Source organism: Acinetobacter sp. AOR14_HL, from assembly GCF_027855175.1.
GTDB lineage: Bacteria > Pseudomonadota > Gammaproteobacteria > Pseudomonadales > Moraxellaceae > Acinetobacter > Acinetobacter calcoaceticus.
The window spans coordinates 158,681-183,983 of the sequence record NZ_JAKTII010000006.1 but is presented as its reverse complement, the minus strand read 5'-3'; the positions used below and the strand labels follow the sequence as shown (position 1 = coordinate 183,983).

Sequence of the window (25,303 nt, the reverse complement as noted above, 5' to 3'; positions counted from 1 at the left end):
TCTTAAGGATATGATGATGCGCATAAGTACATTACTTATCACGTTATTTTGAGAAAATACACCGATTGCAAGGAGCAATAAGATGGTGTTGAAAAGTGATAAATATTCTTCAGACCATATTCGGTTAAATCGTTTTGTATTTTGGAGTTCGGCCATCAGTATTGGCATTTTTGGCCTACTTTTTGTGCTGTTTCCAGAAAAAAGTCAGTTTTGGCTGACCTATGTACAAGAGCAGGTAAATCACTTTTTTGGGTGGTATTACATGTTGGTTATTGTGCTGTGCTTGGGCTTTGTCGCTTGGCTAGCTTTTTCAAAAGTGGGGCAGATTCCCCTAGGAAAAGACGACGATAAACCTGAGTTTACTTATTTGGCATGGACTTCAATGTTGTTCTCGGCAGGTATTGGTATTGCCTTACTTTACTATGGTGTTGCCGAACCTGTTGATCACTTCTTGAGACCACCAGAAGGTGAGGCCGGAACCATTCAAGCTGCCCGAAATGCCATGACCTATAGCTTCTTGCATTGGGGGATTCATGGCTGGGTACTCTATGCATTGCTTGGAGTCACTCTAGGTTATTTCGCTTTTAGACAAGACTTGCCCTTAGCATTACGTTCAGCGCTTTATCCAATTTTTGGAGAGCGTGTTCATGGCTTGGTGGGAGATTTTGTTGATGGTTTTGGAATTTTAGCAACGGTTATTTCCTTGGTCACCAATTTAGGAATTGGTGCTTTGGTACTCGTATCTGGTATTTGCTATTTACTTCCCCAAATTCCTGATAACTCTGTGACCTTAATTACTGCTGTTCTGGTTATGATGTTTGTTGCCACGATTACGACAGTGGTCGGCATCGAAAAAGGTCTGGCATGGTTATCTCGTATTAATTTACGTCTGCTCTATGCCTTACTTTTATTTGTATTTTTAACAGGTCCTACAAATCATTTATTAAATGGTCTTGTGCAAAATACGGGTGATTATCTAAGCAATTTTATTGGTAAAAGCTTTGATATGTATTTATACAACCAGAAGGCAAGTGGTTGGTTAGGTTCGTGGACAGTATTTTATTGGGCATGGTGGATTGCTTGGGCACCTTTTGTAGGGATGTTTATTGCCCGTATTTCAAAAGGACGTACAATTCGAGAAGTTATTCTGGGTGTATGCCTGATTCCATTAGGCTTTACGCTGGCTTGGATCTCAGTTTTTGGAAATACGGCAATTTACTTTATCTTGAACCAAAAACAGAAAGTTTTGGGTGATATGGTCTTAACTGATCCGGCATTATCTTTATTTAAGCTACTCGAATATCTACCGTTTAATCCATATGTTGCTGGCATTGTTGTTGTAATTTGTTTCGTTTTATTTTTGACACCAGTTGGCTCTGGTACACTAATGATCGCTAATTTGTCCTCAAAAGGGGGCACCAATGATAGTGATTCACCGATCTGGTTACGCGTCTTTTGGTCTGTGGTAATTACCATTGTAAGTATTGGCTTGCTTTTAGCCGGTAGTTTTACCTCCATGCAAAGTGCTGTGGTGTTATGTGGTTTACCATTTTCAGTCATTATTTTGCTCTATATGTTTGGTTTAGCCAAAGCGTTAAAGCAAGATGATTTTGACCCTCAATTAGTGAAAAAACAGTTAGCTGTTTCAAAAGACATTTCGGTTCCGTCGAATTGTGACCAGAATAAAGTGACTGAGGTTTTATAACCTCAACCGATCACATCTATATATTATTTTTTTGCGTTTAAAGTCGTCTTTTCATTGTTTTAAATAAGAGTGAAAAGACGAAATTAAATATTTTGTTTTTATTTTTATTCCTTGAGGATTGTATGGCAACAGATAATCCAAGAGCAGTTGATGATTTAACATTATCTAAATCTAAAAAAGACCCGCTCAACCGTGTGGTTTTTTATTTTTCAGCTGTACTTATTTTAATTTTTTCTCTCGTCACGTTTTTGTTCAACGATTTTTCAAACCGAATCATGAACACCGTACTTCAGTGGGTAACCTCAACTTTTGGTTGGTATTACTTGCTTGCCGCAACACTTTACATGGCGTTTGTGATTTTTATTGCCTGTTCAAGATATGGCAATATTAAGCTAGGACCTAAGCATTCAAAACCTGAGTTTAGTTTACTCAGTTGGTCTGCCATGCTGTTTTCGGCTGGTATTGGTATCGATTTAATGTTCTTCTCGGTTGCTGAGCCTTTATCTCATTATATGCAACCGCCAGTAGGTGCAGCTCAGACTTATGAAGCCGCACGCCAAAGTATGGTCTGGACATTGTTCCACTATGGTTTAACTGGTTGGTGTATGTATGCCTTGATTGGTATGTCATTGGGATATTTTAGCTATCGTTATAATCTGCCGCTTACTATTCGCTCTGCACTCTACCCAATTTTTGGTCAAAGAATTAATGGTGTAATCGGGCATAGTGTTGATACGGCTGCCGTTATCGGGACAATTTTTGGTATTGCAACGACCTGCGGGATTGGGGTGGTACAGCTAAATTATGGGCTACATGTGTTATTGGGGTTACCAGAGAATATCTGGATGCAGTTTGCCCTGATTGCCATCGCAGTTGGGATCAGTATTATTTCGGTGACATCAGGCGTTAATAAAGGCCTGCGGATTCTATCTGAAATCAATATTTATGTTTCGATTGGCCTTTTACTGTTTATCTTATTTTTGGGAAATACTGAGTTTTTACTCAATGCCCTTGTTCAAAATGTTGGTGATTATTTAAGCCGTTTTCCGTCTTTGGCTTTACAAAGTTTTGCGTTTGAACAGCCTAAAGAGTGGATGAGTAGCTGGACCTTGTTCTTCTGGGCATGGTGGATTGCGTGGTCTCCATTTGTAGGACTTTTTCTGGCGCGTATCTCAAGAGGGCGTACCATTCGTGAGTTTGTGTCTGGTACTTTAATTATCCCGCTTTTATTTACGATCACGTGGCTATCTATTTTTGGTAATAGTGCGTTGCACAGCGTTATTTTTGAAGGGAACCAAACCTTAGCTGCTACTGTGTTGGCGAATCCGGCTCATGGTTTTTATGATTTGTTAGCACAATATCCAGGCTTTACGTTTATTGCTTCAATTGCCACCGTAACAGGGCTTTTGTTCTATGTGACATCTGCTGATTCGGGAGCGCTGGTTCTAGGGAACTTCACCACCAAGTTAACTCATATTGATAATGATGCTCCGCGTTGGTTGAGTGTGTTCTGGGCTATTGCCATTGGTTTACTTACGTTAGCGATGCTGATGACCAACGGGATTACCGCTTTGCAAAACGCAACCATCATTATGGGATTGCCGTTTAGTTTCGTGATGTTCCTTGTCATGGCCGGACTTTATAAGTCCTTAAGGCTTGAAGATTACAGGCAGGCTAGCCGTAGCATGAATGCAGCTCCAGTGGTTGGTAACGTTGATATTTTGAATTGGAAACAGCGTTTAACTCGAGTGATGCATCATCCGGGAACCACTGACACTCTGCGCATGTTGGATACAGTTTGTCGACCGGCTGTTCAGGCCGTTGCTGATGAACTTATTAAGCAGGGAATGAACGTGGATGTGCAGCAAACGCTACTCGAAGATGAAGACACGCTTTACCATCTCGACTTCACAATTCATTTGGAAGAAGAACAAAACTTCGTTTACCAGATCTGGCCTGTACGCTATAGCGCACCGAATTTCAGTCAACGTGTGAAACGGGGTAAACAGTTCTATTACCGACTTGAAACCTATCTTTATGATGGTTCTCAAGATAATGACCTCGTTGGTTACGGTAAGGAACAGGTTATTAATGACATTTTAGATAAATATGAAAGACATATGACGTTCTTACATATTAATCGTATTAGCCCAGGGAACCGACCGTTGTTCCCAGATCCACAAGCTTAAGAGGACAATGCATGGCTTCTCCTTATCTACATTCTTTTGCTTTATTTTTCTCTTTGCTCAATCCATTTTTAATGAGCATTTATATGATTGGCCTAATCCGCCATTCAGAAACAAAGGTGTTTAATAAAGCACTGATTCAGGGAAGCTTGATTGCTTTTGTCGTGTTCATGCTATTTGCATGGGGCGGCGAAACAATTTTTAGTAAATATCTGAATGTACGTTTTGAAGCCTTCCAGATTTTTGGAGGCCTTATCTTTTTGGTCATTGGCTATCGCTATGTTTTTCAGGGTGCCGATACGATTGGTGAAATGCGTGGAGCGCCAGAACATCTGGCTGGCACCATTGCAATGCCATTTATGATTGGCCCCGGAACTATTAGTGCCGCTGTGGTTACAGGTATTGAAATGTCAATTGGTGAGGCAGCCCTAGTGATTGCCTTCACCTTGTTTTTAACTTGTAGTATTTTGATTTTGATGAAATTTTCACATGATCATTTACGCTATAAACATGCCAAGCATATCGACCGTTATTTCGACATTGTGGGACGTTTATCTGCTTTATTAATTGGAACGATCGCCATTGATATGATTATTAATGGTGTGACAGGCGTTATTACTAAAGTATAGTGAATGATCTGTAAGACCCTGCTATGCCATTAAGCGTGGAATAAAATGGCATAGCATGTTCTATAAAACTTTAAAATAAATGATGCAGCTATAAAAAATAACTTTAAAAATAATGCTTTAAAAAATTAGATTTTAAAAAACAATCAGAGATATTAAAAAATACAATGCCATGTTGTGGATTTAATCATGTTTTTTTTGTGAATTATCAACCATAATGTTGACTGAGCTTGTTTTAAGACACAGAGTTGAGCTATGCCTACATTAGATGAAATAACCACAGCAACTGATGATCAGTCTGAATTGACGATGTCAGTTTTGATGACGCCTGATATGGCAAATTTTTCAGGTAATGTTCATGGTGGTACGATTCTAAAACTACTAGACCAAGTCGCTTACGCTTGTGCGAGTCGTTATTCGGGTGGCTACGTAGTGACGTTATCTGTAGATAAGGTGAATTTTAAAGAACCTATTTATGTGGGTGAGCTGGTAACCTTCTTGGCAAGTGTTAACCATGTAGGCCGTACTTCAATGGAAGTGGGAATACGTGTTGAAGCCCAAAATATCCAGAAGCGTACAGTGCGTCATACCAATAGCTGTTATTTCACCATGGTTGCTGTTGATGAACAGAGCAAGCCATGTGAAGTGCCTCAATTAAATCTAAATACTGAGTGGAAACGTTGCCGCTTTGAAGCAGCCGAGCACCGTAAGGTTTTACGTCTACAAGAAAATCACAACCCATCTTGTAGTATGTATAAGAAATCTTCTTAAAAAAAAGGATCGAACCGCAGCATGGTTCGATCCTTTTCTTCTTTACTGAAATTCAGCATCCATTTTTCATTTCAGTAAAATTATCTCTGAGCTTGGAGGAGAGTGCTGAGAGAATTAACGAGCTGCAGGAGCAGCTTCAGAAGCAGAACCTACAGCATCAGATGCAGCGTTTGCTGTGTTTGCTTGTTCTTGAGTTGAAACAACAACTTTCTCTTCACCAGCAGTGCTGTGTGCTTGTTCATGTTTAGAAGCAGCGAAAGTTGATACTGCAGTTAAAGCTAAAGTTGTTGCAAGTAGAGTCTTAGCTAATTTCATTTTATGGCATCCTTAAATTCATTAAAAAAGTAAATCAAACCTAATCGTTCATACCTACACATGAAACGTGTATGGATGAATGACTAAGCTAGGACACATGCTAAGCCGAGGTTTGGATTACATCAATTAACTTAACAATCTATTACGCCTATCTTAACAATATGAAATATATGGACCATTTATGTGCGGAATCTGTAAAATTAAAGGGCTTAATTACACCTTAAAATGTGTAAAAATATTTCTTATTGAGTGAAAAAAAACCAATTGTGTTACGTAAACCTAACACTCTGGCATGAATTGTGAATGCGTATAAATAGAATATTCCGTTTGAATTGTAGTTATCTAAAGTTAATTTAGATTTTAAATGAGATGTAAGTCTCATTATTGGTTTGTTAAGTAAAAATTAAAAAATCATCGGCCAACTTTAAAAATCATTTACATGACAAAAAAGAGTGATATACCTAAAATGTTTTAGATCGTTCCAATTTGAGTGACTCGTGAAATTTATTGCCCAAAAAACTGTTCCTACCCATATTATTTCCGGTTTTTTAGGGGCGGGGAAAACCACGTTATTGCAGCATTTATTAAGTCAGAAACCTAAAGATGAGGTCTGGGCTGTATTAATGAATGAGTTTGGGCAGATTGGAGTAGATCAACAACTCTTACCTCAAGATGAAGGATATGCAGTCAAAGAATTATTAGGTGGTTGCTTATGTTGTAGCAGTCAATTGCCTATGCATATTGCTTTAGCCCGTCTATTGAGTGAACAAAAACCAGACCGACTATTTATTGAACCGACTGGTCTTGGGCATCCTTCGCAGTTATTTGATCAACTGACTGAACCGCATTGGCAAAGTAGTTTAGCCATGCGAGCATTAGTCACAGTTATAGATGGTAGCCGTTTACACGATACCAATTGGGTTAAACAAAACCTTTATGAAGATCAGTTAAAAGCTGCTCAGACTGTGGTGGTGTCACATACTGATGTGATGACTTTTGAAGATGATCAGGCACTTGAGTTATTAAAAGAAGAATATCAGCCTTATCAACAAGAGTGGATTAAAACTGAACATGGTCAGTTAGCGTTAAATAAAATTGATGTGGCTGCTCGTTTAACCGAACGCTCTATTCAACCTTTACTTAAACTTCAAAAACAAATGACTGAAACTGAGGTCGTGAAAGAAATTCAGCAGTTACCTTATCATTATGTCGAGTCGGCACAAGGTTATATTGTCGCGGGTTGGAAATTGCCTAAACGCTGGAAGTTTGAGTTTTATGCTTTGCTCGATGTGTTATGTGCACAAAAAGACTGGTTGCGAATTAAGGGAATTTTTAATACGGATCAAGGTTGGAAAACCTTTAACTTTAATCCGCAGCAATTTAATTATAAGTCTGGCGAAGAGGGCATTGATAACCGGATTGAAATGATTAGCCAACATGAACACGATTGGTTGGCATTTGAAACTGATTTATTGAATTGCCGAATTGAAGACTAGAGAACATTGAGAAAAAGATGATTCAATGTTCTCTAGAACGGATTTAAGGTTTGGTATTTAGCACGGCTTTAGCTTGAGCATGGTCAATATCTTTTTCCCAATGCGCAATGACTACGGCCGCAACACAGTTACCAATCAAGTTGGTGCAGGCACGAATAATGCCAATGAACCAGTCGACTGAAAGTAGAAGTACTAGACCAATCGCAGGGAGGCTTGGAATAACTGAAAGGGTGGCTGCAAGAATAACTAAAGCTGAACCGGGAATACCGTGTGCACCTTTAGAAGTAATGAGTGAAACTAATAAAATAGCCAACAAGTCGTGCATAGATAAATCAATATTGCAGGCTTGTGCAATAAAAATAACAGCTAAAGTTAAGTAAATTGAAAAGCCATCTAAGTTAAAAGAATAACCAGTAGGGATGACGAGACCAACGGTTGAATCCTTAATTCCCAGATTTCTGAGTTTTTTCATGATTTGGGGTAAGACAGAGTCAGAAGAGGCTGTACCCAAAACAATGGCTAACTCATCTTTAAAATAAGCTACAAATTTGAAGATGTTGAGACCGGCAAGTTTTAAAATTGAACCTAAAACAATAACAACAAATAAAATGCACGTTGCATAAAACAGTAAAACTAAATAACCCAATTGTAGAAGTGAATCTAAACCAAACTTGGCAGTGGTATAGGCCACTGATCCGAACACACCAATAGGCGCTAAACGAATAATCAGTCCCATAATTTTAAAGAAGACTTCAGAAAAAGCTTCCAAAGCCTGACGTACCAGCTCTGCCAAATGTTTAGGAATTAAAAGTAGTGCTACACCAAATAAAATAGCGATGAGTAAAACTTGTAAAATATCGCCGTTTGCAAAGGCAGCCGTGAATGTTTTTGGAATAATATTGAGCAGAAATTCCGAACCTGTGTGCATTTCATGTGCACGTTCGGTATAGGTGCTTAAATCTTTTGCATCTAAATGGCTGATATCGATGTTCATGCCAACGCCAGGTTTAAATACATAGGCCACAATAATGCCTAAAACTAAAGCAATACTGGTGACCACTTCAAAATAGAGAATGGTTTTTGCACCGACTTTGCCCATTTTTTTGATGTCATTTGCACCATAGATTCCCAGCACAACCACACAAAACACAATTGGTGCAATCAGCATCTTAATTAAAGAAATAAAACCATCACCCAATGGCTTTAAAGATAGGGAGAAATCATGAAAACCAGCTCCAACTGCAACACCAAGAAAGAGAGCACAAAGAACCTGTAAAAATAAACTACGCTTGAGCTTTTGCCACATAAGTCATCAATTTTCGGAAGAGGAGAATATCTCTTTTAAGCAAAAAGCCAGCCAACTCTAAAATAAGTGGAGCGTTTTGGAAGAATATGCAAATTTCACCATCGCGATGTTTTACATTACTCAGTTTTTTTATAATTTTTAGCTAAAATCGAGTATCCTTAGCGCCAAATTTTGGAACATATTAATCATGGCGCTTAAAGCAACAATTTATAAGGCAGACTTGAATATTGCCAATATGGATGACCATATTTATGGTGATTACCAACTGACGCTTGCCTTGCATCCTTCTGAAACATTAGAACGATTAATGGTTCGTTTAATGGCCTTTGCCCGTTTTGCAAGTGATGAGCTTGAGTTTACAAAAGATCTTTTTGAAACTGATGAACCAGCGTTATGGCAAAAAGATTTAACGGGTCAATTGGAAACTTGGATTGAAGTCGGTTTGCCATCTGAAGATAAAGTTAAAAAGGCGAGTGCACGCTGTAAAAAAGTTGCGATTGTTGTGTATAGCACACAAGTCGAAGAGTGGTGGAAGAGAAATAGCAAAATTAAAACGTTAAGTAACGTTCAGGTTTGGCAAATCGCACCTGCAAGCACAGCTGAGTTAGAACAACTCTGTGAACGTACCATGCAGCTACAGTTAAATGTGATGGACACAGAATGGACCCTTTTAGGTGATAAGGGGCAAGCAAATGTGGTGTGGAGCCAGTTACAGTAAAATAGAAAAGCACAACAAATTCGACAGATTCAATTGGTACACTAGGCACCAGTTGTAGGTAAAAGATTGAGGTTAAGGGGTAAAACGATGTCAAATGAATTAGAAATTATCGACTTAAAGATCGGTGAAGGTAAAGAAGCAGTTAAAGGTGCTTTGATTACGACTCACTATACAGGTTGGTTAGAAGGCGGTACCAAATTCGACTCTTCAATTGACCGCGGTAATTACTTTGAATGTGTGATTGGTACCGGTCGTGTCATTAAAGGCTGGGACCAAGGTATCATGGGAATGAAAGTTGGCGGTAAACGTAAATTAATCGTGCCTGCTCATTTAGCATATGGTGAGCGTAAAATGGGTAAGATTATTCCAGCCAATTCTAATTTAATTTTTGAAATTGAATTATTCGATGTCAAAACCCGTGACTAGCGAAAAACTTAAAGCCCTTTAGGGGGCTTTCTTGTTTATATGAGCTTTAAATATAAATACATTCATAATTTATATTTTAGCTTTTTGAATATTTAAGCTTATTTTCAGGTTATTTGATTATAAATGCTGACTGAAAAACTGTTCATTTGTGGGCAGGATGATATTAAGACCAAATTTCAGAAAGTTTGCGTCTTAACATTAAATTTCACATAAATAATCTATATTGTTATTGAGACGCTATTTCATGACTATCCGCTTTGCATCTCCTTTGTTGAATCTTACGCTTGGATTAGCCCTTACTGGCATGTCTGGTATGGCATTGGCTAAACCACAAAAAATTGATGCTTCAACACTTACGGTCATTGGCTATCATGAAATTACTGATACAAAAAATGCAATGATTCCTGAGTATGCGGTAACGACTCAACAATTTACACAGCATGTTGAATGGTTGCAAAAGAATGGTTTCCATTTTATTACCGTTGATCAATTAATTCGTGCACATCAAGGCAAATATCAACTGCCGACTAAGCCAGTATTATTGACTGTAGATGATGGTTATCAGTCTTTTTATCAAAATGCATATCCTGTTATTAAAGCAAAAAAGATTCCGGTTGTTTTGGCTGTAGTCGGTTCATGGTTAGAACCAAAAGCTGGTCAAAAAGTTGACTTCTCTGGCGAAGAAATTTCACGTGATAAAATCTTGAGCTGGAATGAGCTTAAAGAGATGCAAGATAGTGGTCTGGTTGAAATTGCGAGCCATAGCTATCATTTGCACCGCGGTATTACGGGTAACCCGCAAGGTAACTCAGAACCTGCTGCGACCACACGTTTTTATGATGTTAAAACACAAACATATGAGAACGATGCACAATATCAGGCACGAATTTATAACGACCTGAAAAAGAATAATGACTTATTAAAAGCGCATGGCTTACGTTCACCACGTATTATGGTATGGCCATATGGTCGCTATAATATGCAAACTGTTCAAATTGCAAAAAAATTAGGCATGCCAGTGACCATTACACTTGATGATGGGGCAGACCATGCAAAACAATCTTTACAAAATATGAGCCGTATTTTGGTTGAAGGTGGAATGACAACTGATGATTTGGCTCAAGAAATTAAAAACCGTGAATTAAATTTAACGGATAATAATCGTCCGCAAAAAATCATGCATATTGATCTGGACTATATTTATGATCCAGACCCGAAACAACAAGAGCGTAATTTAGGACACTTGTTAGATCGAATTAATGGCATGGGTGTAAATACAGTTTATTTACAGGCATTTTCAGATCCAGATGCGAATGGTTCTGCTGATATGGTTTATTTCCCAAACCGTCATATTCCAATGCGTGCAGACTTATTTAACCGTGTTGCATGGCAAATTCAAACGCGTACATCTGTAAGTCGTATTTATGCATGGATGCCTTTATTGGCGTGGGAACTACCAAAAACGGATCCTGTTTCTAAGGACTTGGTGGTGACTCAGCAGGAAAAAACAGGTGAACACCTTAATATGGGGTATATCCGTTTAAGCCCGTTCTCAGCCGATGCACGTCAAACGATTCGTGAAATTTATCAGGATTTGGCAAAATCAACGCCATTTAATGGCCTCTTGTTCCATGATGATGTGACATTATCTGATTATGAAGATGCAAGCCCTGATGCTTTAAAAGCTTATGCGAAGCAAGGTTTGCCAACAGATTTAGCAAAAATCCGTGAAAACGATCAAGACTTACAAAAGTGGACTGCATATAAGACAAAATATCTAGATGATTTTGCAATGCAACTCGTTGATGACGTGCGACAATATGAACCTTTCTTGCTCACCGCACGTAATTTATATGCGCAAGTCGCGTTAAAACCATATGCGGAAAATTGGTACTCTCAATCTCTTGAAGAGTCATTAAAGCGTTATGATTTTACAGCTATTATGGCAATGCCTTATATGGAGCAGGTCGATAATGCTGATCAATTCTATAAAGATATGGTTGATCGGGTAAAACAATACCCGAATGGCATCAAGAAAACTGTTTTTGAATTACAGGCAACCGACTGGCGTAAAAACGAAAAGGTACCTTCAGCTGAAATGGCAGCAACAATTCATTCTCTTTATCAGCAAGGTGTAATGCATGTCGGATATTACCCAGATGACCCAATTAAAGATCATCCGGATGTGGACGTAATGAATAAAGCATTTGCTGAAAAATCATCTCGTCTTGTGCCGTAGTCGAGGCTGAAACATGACAATCTTTGCTGCAATATGGTCGTATGCCTTAAAATTTGTTTTTTATTACCCATTATTCATGTCGTATTTATGGATGATGGGGGCGATCATTTTCTATTGGAAAGAACGTCAGGCTCCGCCTTACGATCAACCAGCGCCATTAGAAAGTTATCCGAAAGTCGCTGTATTAGTTCCTTGTTTTAATGAAGGGGATAATGCAGAAGAAACCATTAGCCATGCTTTAAAACTGGACTATCCTCACTTTGAAGTCATCGCGATTAATGATGGTAGCTCAGACAATACCGGCGAAGTACTCGACCGTTTAGCTGAACAACATGAAAAACTGCGTGTTGTTCATTTGGCTCAAAACCAAGGTAAAGCCATGGGGTTGCAAGCCGGAAGCTTAATGACCGATGCCGAGTTTTTAATTGGTATTGATGGTGATGCTTTACTTGATCCACATGCAGCAAAGTGGATGATTCGTCATTTTCTTGAAAATCCGACTGTTGCTGCGGTTACTGGAAACCCGCGTATCCGCACTCGCTCAACTTTATTAGGGCGTATTCAGGTCGGTGAGTTTTCTTCGATTGTGGGCATGATTAAACGTGCACAACGTACCTTTGGTCGCTTGTTTACTGTATCAGGTGTAATTACGGCTTTTCGTAAAAGCGCCGTTCACCAAGTCGACTATTGGTCACCCAATATGTTGACTGAAGATATCGATATTACTTGGAAGTTACAGCGTGCAGGTTGGGATATTGAGTTTGAACCGAATGCCTTGGTTTGGATTTTAATGCCTGAAACCTTAAATGGGTTGTGGAAACAACGTTTACGCTGGGCAATGGGTGGCGCACAAGTATTAATTAAAAATATTGATGTGTTCACCAAGCCAAAATTGAATTTTTTATGGCCTTTAATGTTTGAGCTTTGCTTAACATTAGTATGGTCATATTTAATGCTAGCGATGGCTGTATTGTGGTTGGCGCATTTTATTTTACCACTACCAGCACTAGCCGTTGTGAGCTCTCCATTTTTACCGTATGGTAGCGGCATTTTATTGGGGGCAACTTGTCTAATTCAGTTTGCTTTAAGCAAATGGATGGATAGTCGTTATGAACCAAACCTAGGAAAAAATTATTTCTGGATGATTTGGTACCCGCTTGTCTTTTGGTTAATTACGATTTCGGCAACCATTGTGGCATTTCCAAAAGTCTTACGACGTGGAGATGAGAAACGAGCACGTTGGGTGAGCCCGGATCGGGGCATTCGTTAGATGAAATGCGAGAGTCATGAGATTTTAAAGATCGTGCTGTATTGATGTCTGGGGAAAAACCACAGCACTTCGTTAGGTAAAGAGAGAAATGAAGACAGATTCGTTGATTATTGATTTACGCCGTCAATTACCATGGCATAAACGCTATGCTTCTACAACAAGCACAGCCATGATGTGGGCGGTTTGGTTGTTGTTGTGGCGTCCGTTCGTGTTTGTATGGTTATTGGTTGAACTACAAAAAACTCATTTGGTACACCGTTTATTTAGTGCCTTTGGTGTAGGAATTGAACATGGCCTTACAGCATTAATTGCTTGCGCAATTTGTTTATTATTGTGGAGCCATGTGCTACCGGAGCGTCGTGTCGGTGGTAGTGCGCTTAAAATGAAACAGACTGATGATTATGCACGCTATTTTGATTTACCTGAACATGAAATTGAGCAGGGTCGTAGCCAAAAAATTACGGTAGTTCACCACGATGAACTAGGTAAGATTGTTAGAGTTGAATAAACCTGATTAATCAAATAAAGCCCACTTGAAGTGGGCTTTATTTTTTATGAACTGAGAAATCCAAGAATACGTTGTTTGACTTGATTAATATAAAATTCATCATGGGTGACACGGTACATCAAGATCGCACCTTCATAATCAGCAATACTTTGTTTTGCTAAAATCTCTGCTTTATCTTGAGCAAGGCTCTTCGCAAAAATAGATTGGATCGCACGTTGCCAGTCCTCAAAAATGCTGCGTATTTTGGCTAAAATTTCAGGTGAGCCATATGCTGCTTCCATAGAAATAATACCTATTAAGCAACCATTCACTCCTTGTGTAAAAAAATGAATAGCACGTTCATGCATTTGCTCAAAACGTTCAATTGCAGAGAGTTCAGAATTTACCGTATTTCCAAATAAAGAATGAATCAAATACTGATGAGTGCTATTGAGCACTTCAAGCAATAGTGCTTCTTTGTTTGGATAATAGTAATAAAAAGAAGCTTTGGTTAGGCCGCAAGCCTTTGCCAGCATGTCCATACTGGTGCCTGCGTATCCATAGGTTTTAAACTGCAAAGCACAGTGCTTGAGCAATTCTTCTTTCGCAAGTTTTTGCGGTCTCATCTTAAATTATCCAAAACATAAATCAGGCTTGTACCAAATCATCAAAAGTAGTACGGATTTTACTCCAGATCTGTTCAGCACCTTTTTTAAAGTAGCCCATGTGCCCAATTGTTTTCATAGAAACATCTTGAGGTTGAAGGCTGATATATGTGACCGGAGCTTGTCGATAATGCTGCATAAATGCACGACAAGAAGCCAGTAAAGCCCAATCATCATCAAGTGCCGATACTGCATAAATTGGTGTTTTGACAGAAGCATATTGTTCAATTAAATGTTGCTGTTCTGGGTCAGCAAAAAAATACTTAGGATTTTTACACCACTTTCGCCATTGTTTATACACATTTAATGGCAAGTCAGAACCCATATTAAATTTGCTCCAAGGCAAATAACCTGTCACAGCAACGATAGGTGGAAACACAATATTCCAGACCACTTGAACTTTAAAACGTTCTTTGAGTGGCATATAACCGTGCCAGCCAGCCCCAGTGCCAAAAGTGTAGCAGGCCAATAATTTTTCATGATTAGGTAATAGCCCTAATGCGTGGCCACCGTAAGAATGACCCACCATTAGAAGAGGTAGGGGTTCTTGTGATAAATATTCAATGACACCTGCTAAGTCATATTGTCCCCAGTCTAAATAAGACATATCAAATCCTTTTAAAGATTTTGGACTCGATTTTCCAACGCCTCGATAATCGAAGGTGAATACTTGATAACCATATTGCGTCATATATTCAGCAAAACGACGGTAAAACTCATGTGGTACGCCAGTAGCTCCAGCAACGACAATATTGGCTTTAGCTGGTGTCGTCGTAAAGTAACGTGTGCCCTTGAGTTGATAGTCATCTAAAGCTGAAAATTGTACATTTTGGCTAAGCTGATCTTTCGTTTGAGTCGCTAATTGCATTGCTTTTCTCTTTATTTTTCTAGCGTGATGAAAGTTATTTACCTTTAAAAACAGGAGGTCTTTTTTGCAACATGGCAAAAACTCCTTCTTGCACATCTTCAGTTTTTAATAAGGGATGAAGATGATTTTGTAACTGACTAAATGCAGCTTGATAACCTTCATTGATGGCTTCACGTGCAGAAGCAAGAGTGGCTTTTACAGCAAGTGGTGCAGCTTGAGCGATATGTTCAGCCAGTTCTATTGCACGGTTGATTTGAGTACCTTCAGGGCAAATTTCTGTAATCAGGTTCATATCCAAGGCAGCTTTTGCATCAAAAGGGTCACCCGTAAGCAAGTAGCGCATGGCCTTGGCCCAACCTGCGGCTTGTGTAAAGCGTGCTGTTGCCCCACCAAAAGGTAAGATGCCGCGCTGAACTTCCATTTGGGAAAATTGCGTGTTTTCACTCGCAATCGTAATATCTGCGTTCAGAAAGAGTTCAATACCAGCGGTATAACAATAGCCTTGTACCGCAACAATTAAAGGTTTACTCAGTTTTCGACCCACAGTGCCCCAAGGGTTTACTTCTTCATCACTAAAATCAAAAACACCTGTGGCAAGCTTAGGTTGTAACTCAACCAGATCTAATCCAGCAGTAAAATGCTCACCATGGGCAAATATTACTGCACAGCGCAGCTCATCATTATTTTCATATTCGGTGAGCGCTAGTGATAAATCTTTAATCAGGTGGCTATCAAAGGCATTACGTTTTGCTGCCCGATCTAGTCCAATTAAAAAAATATGTCCGCGAGTTTCACGGCTAACTTTTCCTTCTTGATTTGACATGTCTTGATGTCCTTTATTTGTCTTTAATAAGTTTTTAAACGATCGTTTAAAAAGTGTCAAATACAATTTATAGACTACTTCGTAAACAAAAATAGAAGGGGGATTAAAATAAAACTAAACTTTTATTCTTAAGATTAATATAAATATGAGGGGGAGAATAACCTGATGAGTAGCCTCAATCAGGTTATAGAACATTATGTTGGACGACGTGAATACATCAGTAATCCTAAGCATAACAGCGTTAAACCTAAAATAAGATGTGAGCTGAGCTGTTCATGATTGAACCATGTTCCCCAAAATGTAGCTAAAACTGGGGTAATAATGGTAATGAGCAACACAGTGGTCGGTTGTAGGACTTTGATGAGTTGATAATAGAAAATCATGGCAAGCACAGATGAAAAGACTGCACTGTAGAGCACCGCTATTGAAATTTTAAGGCTCGGAAATTCAGTTGGAAGATGTGACCAAAAGAAAGGCAACAGGCATATATAACCGACCCATGAAACAAGAGTAGCACCTGTCATTTGTGTAATTGGCGGAATATGTGCTCCGACAGATTTTACGGCAAAAGTCGACAATACATAAAACAGCATCGCAATCAGCTCTAACATAATACCAATGCGGTTGAGCTGAAAACCTGATGAAGATAGTCCTAAAGTAAAGCTCATCCCAACAAGAGCGATACCGAGCCCAAGCCACTGCCATGCCGAAAAACGTTCACGTCTTAATAAAAAAGAGCTGATGAGTCCAGACACTAACGGAGAAGTACCGTAAATAATTGAAATAATGGCAGAGGGGACTTTATCTGCGCCCATATAGCAAAAGGCCATAGAACCAAATAAGCCAATGGCTCCGGCACAATAACTTAAAACAGCTTTTTTACTAAAGATGAGTTTTAAACGAAAAAATCGTAGACAGAGTAAGGCGATTGGAATCGCCAAACTGAATCGAATAAATAACCCCCATGCCCAGTGAATTTCTTGTACTGTCCAGACGGCCGCGAGTGGGGTAAGCGACCAAATAATGACGACAGCAATAAATTGGCCGGCTGTAGCGAGGCGAGTAGAAGGTGAAGATAATGCTACAGCCGGCTGAGTCTGCGGGGTAGAAATACTCTGTTGTTCAAATAACGGCTTCATATAAAGCTCCAGAAAGTTTGGTTTTTGTGTTTTAAAAGGGCATAAAAAAAGCCGCGTTTTATGGCGGCTTGTTATGAAAATCAGGGGGTATATTACAAATGGAATATCTTGATTTTCTCATCCAAAGCGCCAAATTGTCCAAAATATGGACGTCGCCAATCGGCCATAGAGATATTGACCTCTAAGGCATATAATTGGTGAGCCAGACATAGATGGGCTTTAGATAAAAACATGATAAGTATATTAAAATACAGGTGATATTTTTATAACACAGAAATAGAAAAGTACAAATTATATTCAAGCATGAACTATAGATTTTTTGATTTCAAATTAGCAGTTTGCTTAACCTGATATTTTTCTCATAATACCTCGTCGAATTGATCTCTATAAGAAGCTGTTCTTATGTCACCTTTAGAAATTTTTGCAGTCTTGATTAGCCTAATTGGAGTTGGATTAACTGTTATTAGGAACATGTGGTGTTGGCTGTTTAATTTCTTTGCCTTTGTTTTATATGCTTATTTGTTCTACGAATTTAAGCTTTATGGTGAAACGATTTTACAGTTCTTTTTCATGGTCGTAAATTTTTATGGTTTTTACTACTGGTTTAAGGGAAAGCAGCAAGATCACGACATTCGTATTGAACCGATTGCAGTTCAAAAAGCAATTTTTCAAATGATTATTGCGGCAGTAGGTGGCTTACTCTTTGGTTTGATTCTTAAAAACTTTACCGATGCAGCTGTGCCAATGCTCGATTCGCAATTAGCAGCGTTTAGTTTGCTCGCAACTTACTGGACCAGTCGCAAGCATATTGCAACATGGGTACTTTGGGTATTCGTTGATATTATTTATGTAGGTATGTTTATCTATAAAGATTTATTTTTAACTGCAGGATTATATGCAGCCTTTGTTTTAATGGCAGCTTATGGTTGGTATCAATGGGAAAAGGTTAAAAGAAAGCAGATTGATAATATAGATCTGAAAAAATCTGTTTAATTTATGAGAAAATATTAAAACAATAATCCTCTTTGGAAATTATTTGATGACTCATACTTTAAAAAAACTTTTATTTTGTTTATTTCTTTATTCTGGATATGCAAATGCTCAGGTTAATGCTGTACCTTTAAATCAGCTCGGTAAATTACCTGATTCATGTCAGAAAGATGAACCTGTTGAAAATAATAAATTAGTTACACAGTCCTCACAGGTAAAAATACAAAGCTATTCTTGCTTTATGCCTAATATAGCTGATGCGCTAGGCTATAATGTATTTGCTATCAATTTAGATAAAAATAAAACCTATTATTTTAAAGCGAAAAATCAGGATATATCCTCAATAGCTGGCCAGACCATACATAAAATTGATTCTGAAACCTTTGCTATAGACAATTATCAGGAGCGTGGTGGAAATTTCATTATTTTTTGGATAGCGGACTGGTCAAATATTTATACACAAGATGTTTCTTATTATACGGATGATGAAACTTCCATAGATAGCTCTATTAAAGACAAACAGATTTATTTACAGAAGAAAAAATATTTGGATAATACCAAAACTACAAAAGTTGGATCTCCCTTAATCATTATGAAAGACAAACAAAAAGGTTTGATCATCAATAAGAGTAAGGCACAAAACTTTTAAATAATTAATTTCTGGATTTTTATGAAAAATTTAACTCATATATTTTTATTTTGTATTAGTTTCTTAGTAGCAACGACCTCTTATGCACAAGTAAATATTAAACCTTTATGGCATGGTAAAGTATTGAAAGATTTTGATATTACTTTAAATAGCCTGAAAAAACCAAAGCAAGTTATTAAAGGTGAGGTTGATGAATGCAATGGTGGTTATTTCCCAGATCAATGGGTATATGAAGATGGAGTGATACTCTCTACGGGATCTTTAGATAAAGTATATGTAAGTCAGAAGAACGGTCTAAAGTATGGTTCTCGATTATTTAATCATTTAACTACCGAGAATGAGTTTAAAAAGTTTTTTGGTAAGCAGATAGATATATCTGAAAATCATACTTACTCTATATTTCCTTGGGAAGGTAGTAATGATGGCTTACATTTTCATTTCCGTAATGGAAAATTACACTACTATACGCACTCTATTGATGACTGCTAATGATTAACCTTTAAGAATAACCATGATCCTGAATTTAGTCATATATAAGCTGCAACAGTTTGATGTGATGGCCCAAAAAATTATAGCTGAGCCCGCAAAATATATAGATTTTAATTCAGTGTCAGATTTTTATAATGCTGAATGGCTCAAGGATTTTCCACAAGGTACTCAGGTGTCTGCTACTGGTTTAGATGATGGTGCTGAAGAGTTTTATGCTGTTGTACAATTTAAACAGCAGTATTTAAAGTTTGATATTAAAGAAAACCATTCGACAGTTATTTTTCAAGATATGAATGGGAACGTATTTAAGCGTAATTTTTAATTTGTGAAATAAAATTGCAAAAAAAAAGCGACTTAACGTCGCTTTTTTTAATAAATAAATTTTGAAATTTTGTTTGCTGTTTCAACGACTAGGCTTGCGATATCTTCTTTAAACGTTCTTTCATCATAAGTTGTAATTGGGCAACTCACAGAGATAACCGCTACCATTTTGCCATTTGACTGTTTAAAGATAGGTGCCGCACAGGCTGCCATATCATGATTATAATGACCCCAGCTCACCATCGTTTTTTGTGTTTTTACATAAACTAATCTTTGCAATAAGGTTTTTAAATTGGTTGGAGTCAGTTCAGAAAAACTATCCCAATCATCAAAGTTACGGTAACGCTGACGTACTTCAGTTTCAGGTAAATCAGACAATAACATTTGACCAATTACGGTTGCATGGGCAGGCCAGCGAGTACCTAAGCTAATGTTACTCGTGAAGGTTCCCATCGACTGAATATTATTTACAAAGACAATATGTGTGCCTTCTAAAATAGAAAGATGCACAGCAAGTTTGGTTTGATCACGTAGTTCTTTCATTAAAGGCGTCGATAAATCGAGCAATGAAAGTTTAGATAAACTGTTAAAACCTAATTCCATGACTTTTGAATCAAGTGCATAAGTTTTTTGAGAAGCTTTTCTTAAATAGCCACAAGATTCGAGTGTATAGATTAGACGAAATGCACTAGAACGGTTCACTTCTAAAATTTCAGCGATTTCTGTAATCGTCATTTCTTGTGCTTGTTGGTTAAATGCTTGCAAGATGGCTAAACCCCGTACAAGACCGGGTACTAAATATCGATCATCATTTTTTGTTGTTTCTGATTCTTGCGAATCTTCTTCAATAGTTAGGCTCATTCGTGTCATTTTCCTATAAATAAAACCAGGTTCAATTTGGGGCATGCTGCTTTATTTTAGAACTATTGTAATTGTTAAAAATACATAAAACAATTTTTATATTTAAAACTTTGTTTCTTGTTTGAAACGTAACAAAATATTTAAAATTCATTAAACTAATGAATTATCTATTTATTTTTACTTTGACAAAAAATGATCAAGGGTATTATGCTTAGCTCATGTTTTGAAAATCAAATTATGTTTTGTATATAAAACAAAATGAGGACGCAAGGTATGAGTTGGATCTCAATTTGTCAGCAGGGTGACGTTAGCGAAGATGAGCCGAAAGCCATCGAAATTGAAGGGAAGAAAATTGGCGTATTTTTCGTCGATGAAAATTACTTTGCGATTGAAAATGTTTGCCCTCATGCGTATGCCTTATTAACCGAAGGATTTATCGAAGATCAAACTGTCGAATGTCCATTGCACGAAGCAATTTTTGACATTCAGACAGGTGAGCTAAAAAGTGGACCGGGATGTAGAAACCTATGTACGTACCCAGTTCGTGTTGAAGGACAAGATATTCAAATTCAACTCTAGTCCTCACAGGTACAAGGAAGCAGAACAATGAAGACATTTAATGAAAAGTTGGCAAGCTGGATTCATGCAACGCCGGCAACCGATGCAGGTATCAACAATATTCAAATTCCTGGTCAATCTGAATTGTTGGTTTGGCAAACACGTTATAAAGAACCAACTGTCTACGAACAAGACTTTGTAAAGAACTTGATTCAGGCATTTTCTGCGGGCGCAACAGCATTAGATGACGTTGTTTCTGCACTTAATCAGCAGGGTTTCCGCTGTGAATCTGGTGATGAATGGACTTCTGCGAGCTTTACAGAAGAAATGCAACGTTTAGGTTATTAATTCAAGGAAGAATAAAATGAACGCAATCGTATCAGCTTCACAAAGCGCTGAAGAATATTTAGAACTCGGTTTACGTGATCAATGGCATCCGGTTTTAGCAAGTTGGGAAGTGGCTGCCAATCCGGTCGGAATTACCCGTTTGGGTGAAAATATTGTGGTTTGGCGTGATGCCGAAGGTCAGGTACACGCACTTGAAGACCGCTGTCCGCACCGTGGTGCTCGTCTTTCGTTAGGCTGGAACTTAGGTGATCGAGTTGCTTGTTGGTATCACGGTGTTGAAGTTCGTGCTGATGGTGTGGTTGCAGATGTACCAGCCGTTCACGAATGTCCAATGACAGGAACTAAATGCTTAAAAAGCTATCCAGTTAGTGAACAGCATGGTGCAATTTTTATTTGGTTTGGTATCGACGCAAATGAACAGCCAAAACCGCTTGAGTTCCCAGAACAACTTGCAAGCGAAGAGTGGAGTGCGTTCCTTTGCCAAGCCGACTGGAAAGTAAACCATCAATACGCGATTGATAACGTGATGGACCCAATGCACGGTACATATTTACACGCGACATCGCACTCGATGGCAGATGGTGAACGTACCGCAGAGATGAAGCACCGTACTACAGATAATGGCTTTGTTTTTGAAAAAGAAGGCCAAACGGGTGTGAACTTCGACTGGGTTGAATACGGTTCGACAGGTGCAAGTTGGTTACGTCTTTCAATTCCGTATCGTAAACAATTTGGTCCGGGTGGCGAGTTCTGGATTGTGGGTTATGCAACGCCAATTGATGCCAACAATACCCGCGTATTTTTCTGGCGCTGCCGTAAAGTAAGTGGCTGGCAACGTAATGTATGGCGTTTCTTATATCGCAATCACTTAGAACAGTTGCATTGGGATGTGTTGGAACAAGACCGCATTATTTTAGAAAACCTTGCACCAAATGCTCGTGAAAGAGAATTCTTATATCAACACGATGTGGGTCTTGCACGTTTACGCCGTTTAATGAAGAAAGAAGCTGAAAAGCAATTAAAGAAAATTGCTGCACTAAATGCATCAAACCGTATCGAGATGCAGGAAGAAGCTCATGGCTAATGTAGCGTTGCTGCAAGGCAAAAAAGTTTTAGTGACTGGTGCTGCACGTGGTTTAGGGCGAGATTTCGCCCAAGCGATTGCTGAAGCTGGTGCTGAGGTTGTAATGGCAGATATTTTGTCTGAGCTCGTTCAGCAAGAAGCACAAGAGTTACAGAAACAAGGACTTCATGTTCATGCGGTCACCGTTGACCTTGCCGATGCGACCTCGATTGAAAATGCGGTAGCAAAAAGTGTTGAGCTGTTAAAAGGGTTAGATGGCCTTGTGAACTGTGCAGCGCTTGCAACCAATGTAGGTGGGAAAAATATGATTGATTATGATCCTGAACTTTGGGATCGGGTCATGAATATTAATGTAAAAGGCACATGGCTGATCAGTAAGGCATGTGTTCCACACTTAAAGCAGTCAACTGCTGGCAAAATTATTAATGTTGCATCAGATACTGCTTTATGGGGTGCACCGAACCTGATGGCTTATGTGGCAAGTAAAGGTGCAATTTTTGCCATGACGCGTTCAATGGCAAGAGAGTTGGGGCAGTTCAATATCTGTGTCAACACATTGTCTCCAGGTCTGACTTTGGTTGAAGCAACTGAATATGTACCGCAGGAACGTCACGATTTATATGTCAACGGAAGAGCGATTCAGCGTCAGCAACTTCCACAAGATTTAAATGGAACAGCATTGTATCTACTGTCGGATTTGTCCTCTTTTGTGACAGGTCAAAATATTCCGGTCAATGGCGGTTTTGTCTTTAACTAAGGAGTAGTCAAATGATTACAGGGATCGAGATTTTAAAGTTTGGAGTTGAAGATAGAGCCGCTTCAAACAAGTTTTTAGCAGATTTTGGTTTAAACCAAAGTGCTTCTGATATTGAAGGCACTGATTTATATCAGACTCAAAATGGTAGCAAGATTTATCTATTTAATTGTGATGATGACCGTTTGCCACCTGCGATTGAGCAAGGTTCAACTTTACGTGAAGTCACGTGGGGTGTTGATCATGCTCAAGACCTTGAAGACTTAGCAGGCCGCCTAGCCGATGTAAATGGTTTTAAGCGTTCAGAAAATACAGTTCAGTGCCTTGACCCAAATGGTATGACCATTCGTTTTGAACAAAGTTTTGTGAAAGATGTTCAAGAACTTAAAACGGAAGGCATTAACCAATACGGCAATATTCAACGTGTGAATGCGGCAAGTCCTGTCTATGAAAAAGGTAAACCTGTTGCGATTGGACATGTCGTGTTCTTCACACCAGATTTAGCAGCCACGGAAAATTTCTATATTGAAAAAGTAGGCTTCCATTTATCTGATGCTTACAAAAATCGCGGTGCATTCTTACGTTGTCGCGGTGAAGGTTATCACCACGATTTATTCTTGCTCAGCGTTCCAAATAAACCTGCCGGCTTAAATCACGTTGCGTTTGTCGTACGTGATATTCATGAGGTGATTGGGGGCGGTTTAAATATGAATCGTTCGGAATGGTCAACCTTTATTGGACCGGGACGTCATCCAATTTCTTCAGCATATTTTTGGTACGTCAACTCACCATTAGGTGGTGCATTTGAATATTACACCAACGATGATTATTTGACAGAAGAATGGCAGCCACGTGTAGAAGAACATCGTCTAGAGCTTTTCACCGAGTGGGCGATTGAGGGTGGTCTTGATGACACAACCCGCCGTCAGGTGAAGCCTGTTTAACAGGTATTGCTTTACAAGGAAGATGGCTATGGAAAAGATCGTAATTGTAGGTGCCGGACAGGCAGCGGGTTGGGCAGTAAGCACACTACGCCAAAATGGTTATGTGGGCGAAATTCACGTGGTTTCAAATGAAGATCAAGTGTTTTATGAGCGTCCGCCACTGTCTAAGCAAGTACTTTCAAAAGAAGCAACTTATGAAAGTTTGAACTTGTTCTCTCCTGAACAGGTTCAAGAGTTCAACGTTCAATGGCACAAACCGGAAATTGCAACAAAAGTTGATCGTGAACAAAAACAGGTTCATTTAGAAAGTGGTCAGGTTTTGCCCTATGACAAATTACTGATTGCAACAGGAAGCCGTGCACGTGTACCAGTGAATACATGGCAGTTCATTCCAAATGTTGTGACATTACGTAATGTGCATGACTGTGAACGCTTAGCCGAAATTTTAAAGCATGCAAAAAATGTCGCTGTGATTGGCGGTGGTTGGATTGGTCTTGAAATTGCGGCAACTGCGCGTAAGCAAGGTAAAGACGTTCATATTTTTGAATATGGCGACCGTTTATGTGCAAGAAGCGTGAGTCCTGAAGTCTCTGCATTTTTAAAAAATATGCATGAAACCCAAGGCACAAAAATTCATTTAGACAGCAAGAGCCTTCACTTGGTTGAAGCACCTCATCAAAAAGTTGAAGTGGTGAATCATCCACAAAATAGTCAGTTATTTGACTGTGTTGTGGTGGGCGCGGGTGCCGAGATTGCCAAAGAGTTAGGTGTACATGCTGGTCTCGATGTGAAAGATGGCATTGTGGTGAACTGCTTTGGACAAACTTCAGATCAACACATTTATGCCGCAGGCGATGTCGCGATTCATCCGGGTTTGGGTTATTGCATTCAGTCTTGGGCAAATGCACAAAATCAGGCAATTGCCGCAGCGAAGTCGATGCTGGGGATTGAAACTGAATATACCGATATTCCTTGGCTCTGGTCTGATCAATATCACTTTAATATCCAGATATTAGGTACGTATCAACCTGAAAAAACGAAAGAGTTGGTGATTCGCCAAGGCGGTGAAGATCAGGTGAGTTATTTATATCTGGACCATGAAAATCGTTTGCTGAACATGATTGCCATTAATGATTCTAAACTGGTCAAACTGGCAAAACGTTGGATGCAAGCCAACACTGTTTTAGACCCAAAACTGTTAGAAGATTCTGAATTTAATGTCATGAAGTTAAAACCGTAAACATTAAATCTGGTTCTCATTACCA

At 38.8% G+C, this 25,303-nt stretch carries 27 protein-coding genes; 20 read left to right on the top strand and 7 right to left on the bottom strand.

Features of this window, described 5'->3' with window-relative positions:
- The first annotated feature begins 82 nt into the window (after positions 1 to 82).
- The 4 genes from MKL38_RS07775 (at position 83) to MKL38_RS07760 (ending at position 5,288) form a co-directional block, all read left to right on the top strand.
- Complete coding sequence (locus MKL38_RS07775; protein WP_270902978.1) at positions 83 to 1,705, top strand: BCCT family transporter; 1,623 nt, start codon at positions 83 to 85, stop codon at positions 1,703 to 1,705.
- Between the two features lie 122 nt (positions 1,706 to 1,827).
- Positions 1,828 to 3,894, top strand: a complete 2,067-nt coding sequence (locus MKL38_RS07770) for a choline transporter (RefSeq protein ID WP_270902977.1) — start codon at positions 1,828 to 1,830, stop codon at positions 3,892 to 3,894.
- 11 nt (positions 3,895 to 3,905) lie between these two features.
- A complete protein-coding gene (locus MKL38_RS07765) occupies positions 3,906 to 4,520 on the top strand; it encodes a MarC family protein (protein ID WP_003653161.1) in 615 nt (204 codons plus the stop codon).
- A 252-nt stretch (positions 4,521 to 4,772) separates the two neighbouring features.
- Entirely contained in the window at positions 4,773 to 5,288 is a 516-nt protein-coding gene (locus MKL38_RS07760; RefSeq protein ID WP_003653152.1) for an acyl-CoA thioesterase, read from the top strand.
- A gap of 114 nt (positions 5,289 to 5,402) precedes the next feature.
- Here the strand turns inward: MKL38_RS07760 and MKL38_RS07755 are convergent, their stop codons facing one another.
- Positions 5,403 to 5,603 carry a hypothetical protein gene (locus tag MKL38_RS07755; RefSeq protein ID WP_005042359.1) on the bottom strand — a complete coding sequence of 67 codons (201 nt, stop codon included), beginning with the start codon at positions 5,601 to 5,603 and terminating at the stop codon, positions 5,403 to 5,405.
- Between the two features lie 497 nt (positions 5,604 to 6,100).
- Between MKL38_RS07755 and MKL38_RS07750 the strand changes: the two genes are divergently transcribed.
- Entirely contained in the window at positions 6,101 to 7,099 is a 999-nt protein-coding gene (locus MKL38_RS07750; RefSeq protein ID WP_270902976.1) for a CobW family GTP-binding protein, read from the top strand.
- A 43-nt stretch (positions 7,100 to 7,142) separates the two neighbouring features.
- Here MKL38_RS07750 and dctA read toward each other — a convergent pair whose 3' ends face one another.
- Positions 7,143 to 8,405 carry a C4-dicarboxylate transporter DctA gene (gene dctA / locus MKL38_RS07745; protein WP_270902975.1) on the bottom strand — a complete coding sequence of 421 codons (1,263 nt, stop codon included), beginning with the start codon at positions 8,403 to 8,405 and terminating at the stop codon, positions 7,143 to 7,145.
- A 187-nt stretch (positions 8,406 to 8,592) separates the two neighbouring features.
- Here dctA and MKL38_RS07740 point away from each other — a divergent pair, with 187 nt between their 5' ends.
- From MKL38_RS07740 to pgaD, 5 genes are all read left to right on the top strand, one after another.
- Positions 8,593 to 9,123 (top strand): YaeQ family protein, encoded by a 531-nt coding sequence (locus MKL38_RS07740; protein ID WP_270902974.1) that lies wholly within the window; start codon positions 8,593 to 8,595, stop codon positions 9,121 to 9,123.
- Between the two features lie 87 nt (positions 9,124 to 9,210).
- Complete coding sequence (locus tag MKL38_RS07735; RefSeq protein ID WP_270902973.1) at positions 9,211 to 9,549, top strand: FKBP-type peptidyl-prolyl cis-trans isomerase; 339 nt, start codon at positions 9,211 to 9,213, stop codon at positions 9,547 to 9,549.
- Between the two features lie 244 nt (positions 9,550 to 9,793).
- Positions 9,794 to 11,788, top strand: coding sequence for a poly-beta-1,6-N-acetyl-D-glucosamine N-deacetylase PgaB (gene pgaB / locus MKL38_RS07730; RefSeq protein ID WP_270902972.1), 1,995 nt, complete (start codon positions 9,794 to 9,796; stop codon positions 11,786 to 11,788).
- Between the two features lie 13 nt (positions 11,789 to 11,801).
- Positions 11,802 to 13,058 (top strand): poly-beta-1,6-N-acetyl-D-glucosamine synthase, encoded by a 1,257-nt coding sequence (gene pgaC, locus MKL38_RS07725; protein WP_270902971.1) that lies wholly within the window; start codon positions 11,802 to 11,804, stop codon positions 13,056 to 13,058.
- Between the two features lie 88 nt (positions 13,059 to 13,146).
- Positions 13,147 to 13,566 carry a poly-beta-1,6-N-acetyl-D-glucosamine biosynthesis protein PgaD gene (gene pgaD, locus MKL38_RS07720; protein WP_005048472.1) on the top strand — a complete coding sequence of 140 codons (420 nt, stop codon included), beginning with the start codon at positions 13,147 to 13,149 and terminating at the stop codon, positions 13,564 to 13,566.
- Positions 13,567 to 13,610: 44 nt separating this feature from the next.
- Here pgaD and MKL38_RS07715 read toward each other — a convergent pair whose 3' ends face one another.
- From MKL38_RS07715 to MKL38_RS07700, 4 genes are all read right to left on the bottom strand, one after another.
- A complete protein-coding gene (locus MKL38_RS07715) occupies positions 13,611 to 14,171 on the bottom strand; it encodes a TetR/AcrR family transcriptional regulator (RefSeq protein WP_270902970.1) in 561 nt (186 codons plus the stop codon).
- A 22-nt stretch (positions 14,172 to 14,193) separates the two neighbouring features.
- Positions 14,194 to 15,078 carry an alpha/beta hydrolase family protein gene (locus MKL38_RS07710; protein WP_270902969.1) on the bottom strand — a complete coding sequence of 295 codons (885 nt, stop codon included), beginning with the start codon at positions 15,076 to 15,078 and terminating at the stop codon, positions 14,194 to 14,196.
- A 34-nt stretch (positions 15,079 to 15,112) separates the two neighbouring features.
- A complete protein-coding gene (locus MKL38_RS07705) occupies positions 15,113 to 15,901 on the bottom strand; it encodes a crotonase/enoyl-CoA hydratase family protein (protein ID WP_270902968.1) in 789 nt (262 codons plus the stop codon).
- 194 nt (positions 15,902 to 16,095) lie between these two features.
- The gene (locus MKL38_RS07700; RefSeq protein ID WP_132071922.1) at positions 16,096 to 17,040 is read right to left on the bottom strand and encodes a DMT family transporter; all 945 of its coding nucleotides are present in this window, start codon (positions 17,038 to 17,040) and stop codon (positions 16,096 to 16,098) included.
- Positions 17,041 to 17,442: 402 nt separating this feature from the next.
- Here MKL38_RS07700 and pnuC point away from each other — a divergent pair, with 402 nt between their 5' ends.
- Genes pnuC through MKL38_RS07680 form a run of 4 tightly spaced genes read left to right on the top strand, consistent with a single transcriptional unit; the run spans position 17,443 to position 19,490 of the window.
- Complete coding sequence (gene pnuC / locus MKL38_RS07695) at positions 17,443 to 18,033, top strand: nicotinamide riboside transporter PnuC (RefSeq protein ID WP_005048460.1); 591 nt, start codon at positions 17,443 to 17,445, stop codon at positions 18,031 to 18,033.
- Between the two features lie 46 nt (positions 18,034 to 18,079).
- Positions 18,080 to 18,679: a hypothetical protein gene (locus MKL38_RS07690; RefSeq protein WP_270902967.1), complete on the top strand. Its 600-nt coding sequence runs from the start codon at positions 18,080 to 18,082 to the stop codon at positions 18,677 to 18,679.
- Positions 18,680 to 18,700: 21 nt separating this feature from the next.
- Positions 18,701 to 19,168 (top strand): hypothetical protein, encoded by a 468-nt coding sequence (locus MKL38_RS07685; RefSeq protein ID WP_270902966.1) that lies wholly within the window; start codon positions 18,701 to 18,703, stop codon positions 19,166 to 19,168.
- Between the two features lie 22 nt (positions 19,169 to 19,190).
- Positions 19,191 to 19,490, top strand: coding sequence for a hypothetical protein (locus tag MKL38_RS07680; RefSeq protein ID WP_270902965.1), 300 nt, complete (start codon positions 19,191 to 19,193; stop codon positions 19,488 to 19,490).
- 47 nt (positions 19,491 to 19,537) lie between these two features.
- On the opposite strand, the gene MKL38_RS07675 is transcribed toward MKL38_RS07680, so the two are convergent.
- The gene (locus MKL38_RS07675; RefSeq protein ID WP_003653128.1) at positions 19,538 to 20,350 is read right to left on the bottom strand and encodes an IclR family transcriptional regulator; all 813 of its coding nucleotides are present in this window, start codon (positions 20,348 to 20,350) and stop codon (positions 19,538 to 19,540) included.
- 273 nt (positions 20,351 to 20,623) lie between these two features.
- Here MKL38_RS07675 and MKL38_RS07670 point away from each other — a divergent pair, with 273 nt between their 5' ends.
- The 6 genes from MKL38_RS07670 to MKL38_RS07645 are packed head-to-tail and all read left to right on the top strand — an operon-like array spanning position 20,624 to position 25,278.
- Positions 20,624 to 20,929 (top strand): non-heme iron oxygenase ferredoxin subunit, encoded by a 306-nt coding sequence (locus MKL38_RS07670; protein ID WP_003653126.1) that lies wholly within the window; start codon positions 20,624 to 20,626, stop codon positions 20,927 to 20,929.
- A gap of 27 nt (positions 20,930 to 20,956) precedes the next feature.
- Positions 20,957 to 21,256, top strand: coding sequence for a recombinase-like helix-turn-helix domain-containing protein (locus MKL38_RS07665; RefSeq protein WP_003653124.1), 300 nt, complete (start codon positions 20,957 to 20,959; stop codon positions 21,254 to 21,256).
- Positions 21,257 to 21,272: 16 nt separating this feature from the next.
- On the top strand, positions 21,273 to 22,340 hold the full coding sequence (locus MKL38_RS07660) for an aromatic ring-hydroxylating oxygenase subunit alpha (protein WP_017388716.1): 1,068 nt from the start codon (positions 21,273 to 21,275) through the stop codon (positions 22,338 to 22,340).
- Entirely contained in the window at positions 22,333 to 23,097 is a 765-nt protein-coding gene (locus tag MKL38_RS07655; protein ID WP_017391727.1) for an SDR family oxidoreductase, read from the top strand. The genes MKL38_RS07660 and MKL38_RS07655 overlap by 8 nt, the downstream gene beginning before the upstream one ends.
- An 11-nt stretch (positions 23,098 to 23,108) precedes the next feature.
- Entirely contained in the window at positions 23,109 to 24,038 is a 930-nt protein-coding gene (locus tag MKL38_RS07650) for a VOC family protein (protein ID WP_270902964.1), read from the top strand.
- A 28-nt stretch (positions 24,039 to 24,066) separates the two neighbouring features.
- A complete protein-coding gene (locus MKL38_RS07645; protein WP_016138960.1) occupies positions 24,067 to 25,278 on the top strand; it encodes an NAD(P)/FAD-dependent oxidoreductase in 1,212 nt (403 codons plus the stop codon).
- Positions 25,279 to 25,303 lie beyond the last annotated feature (25 nt).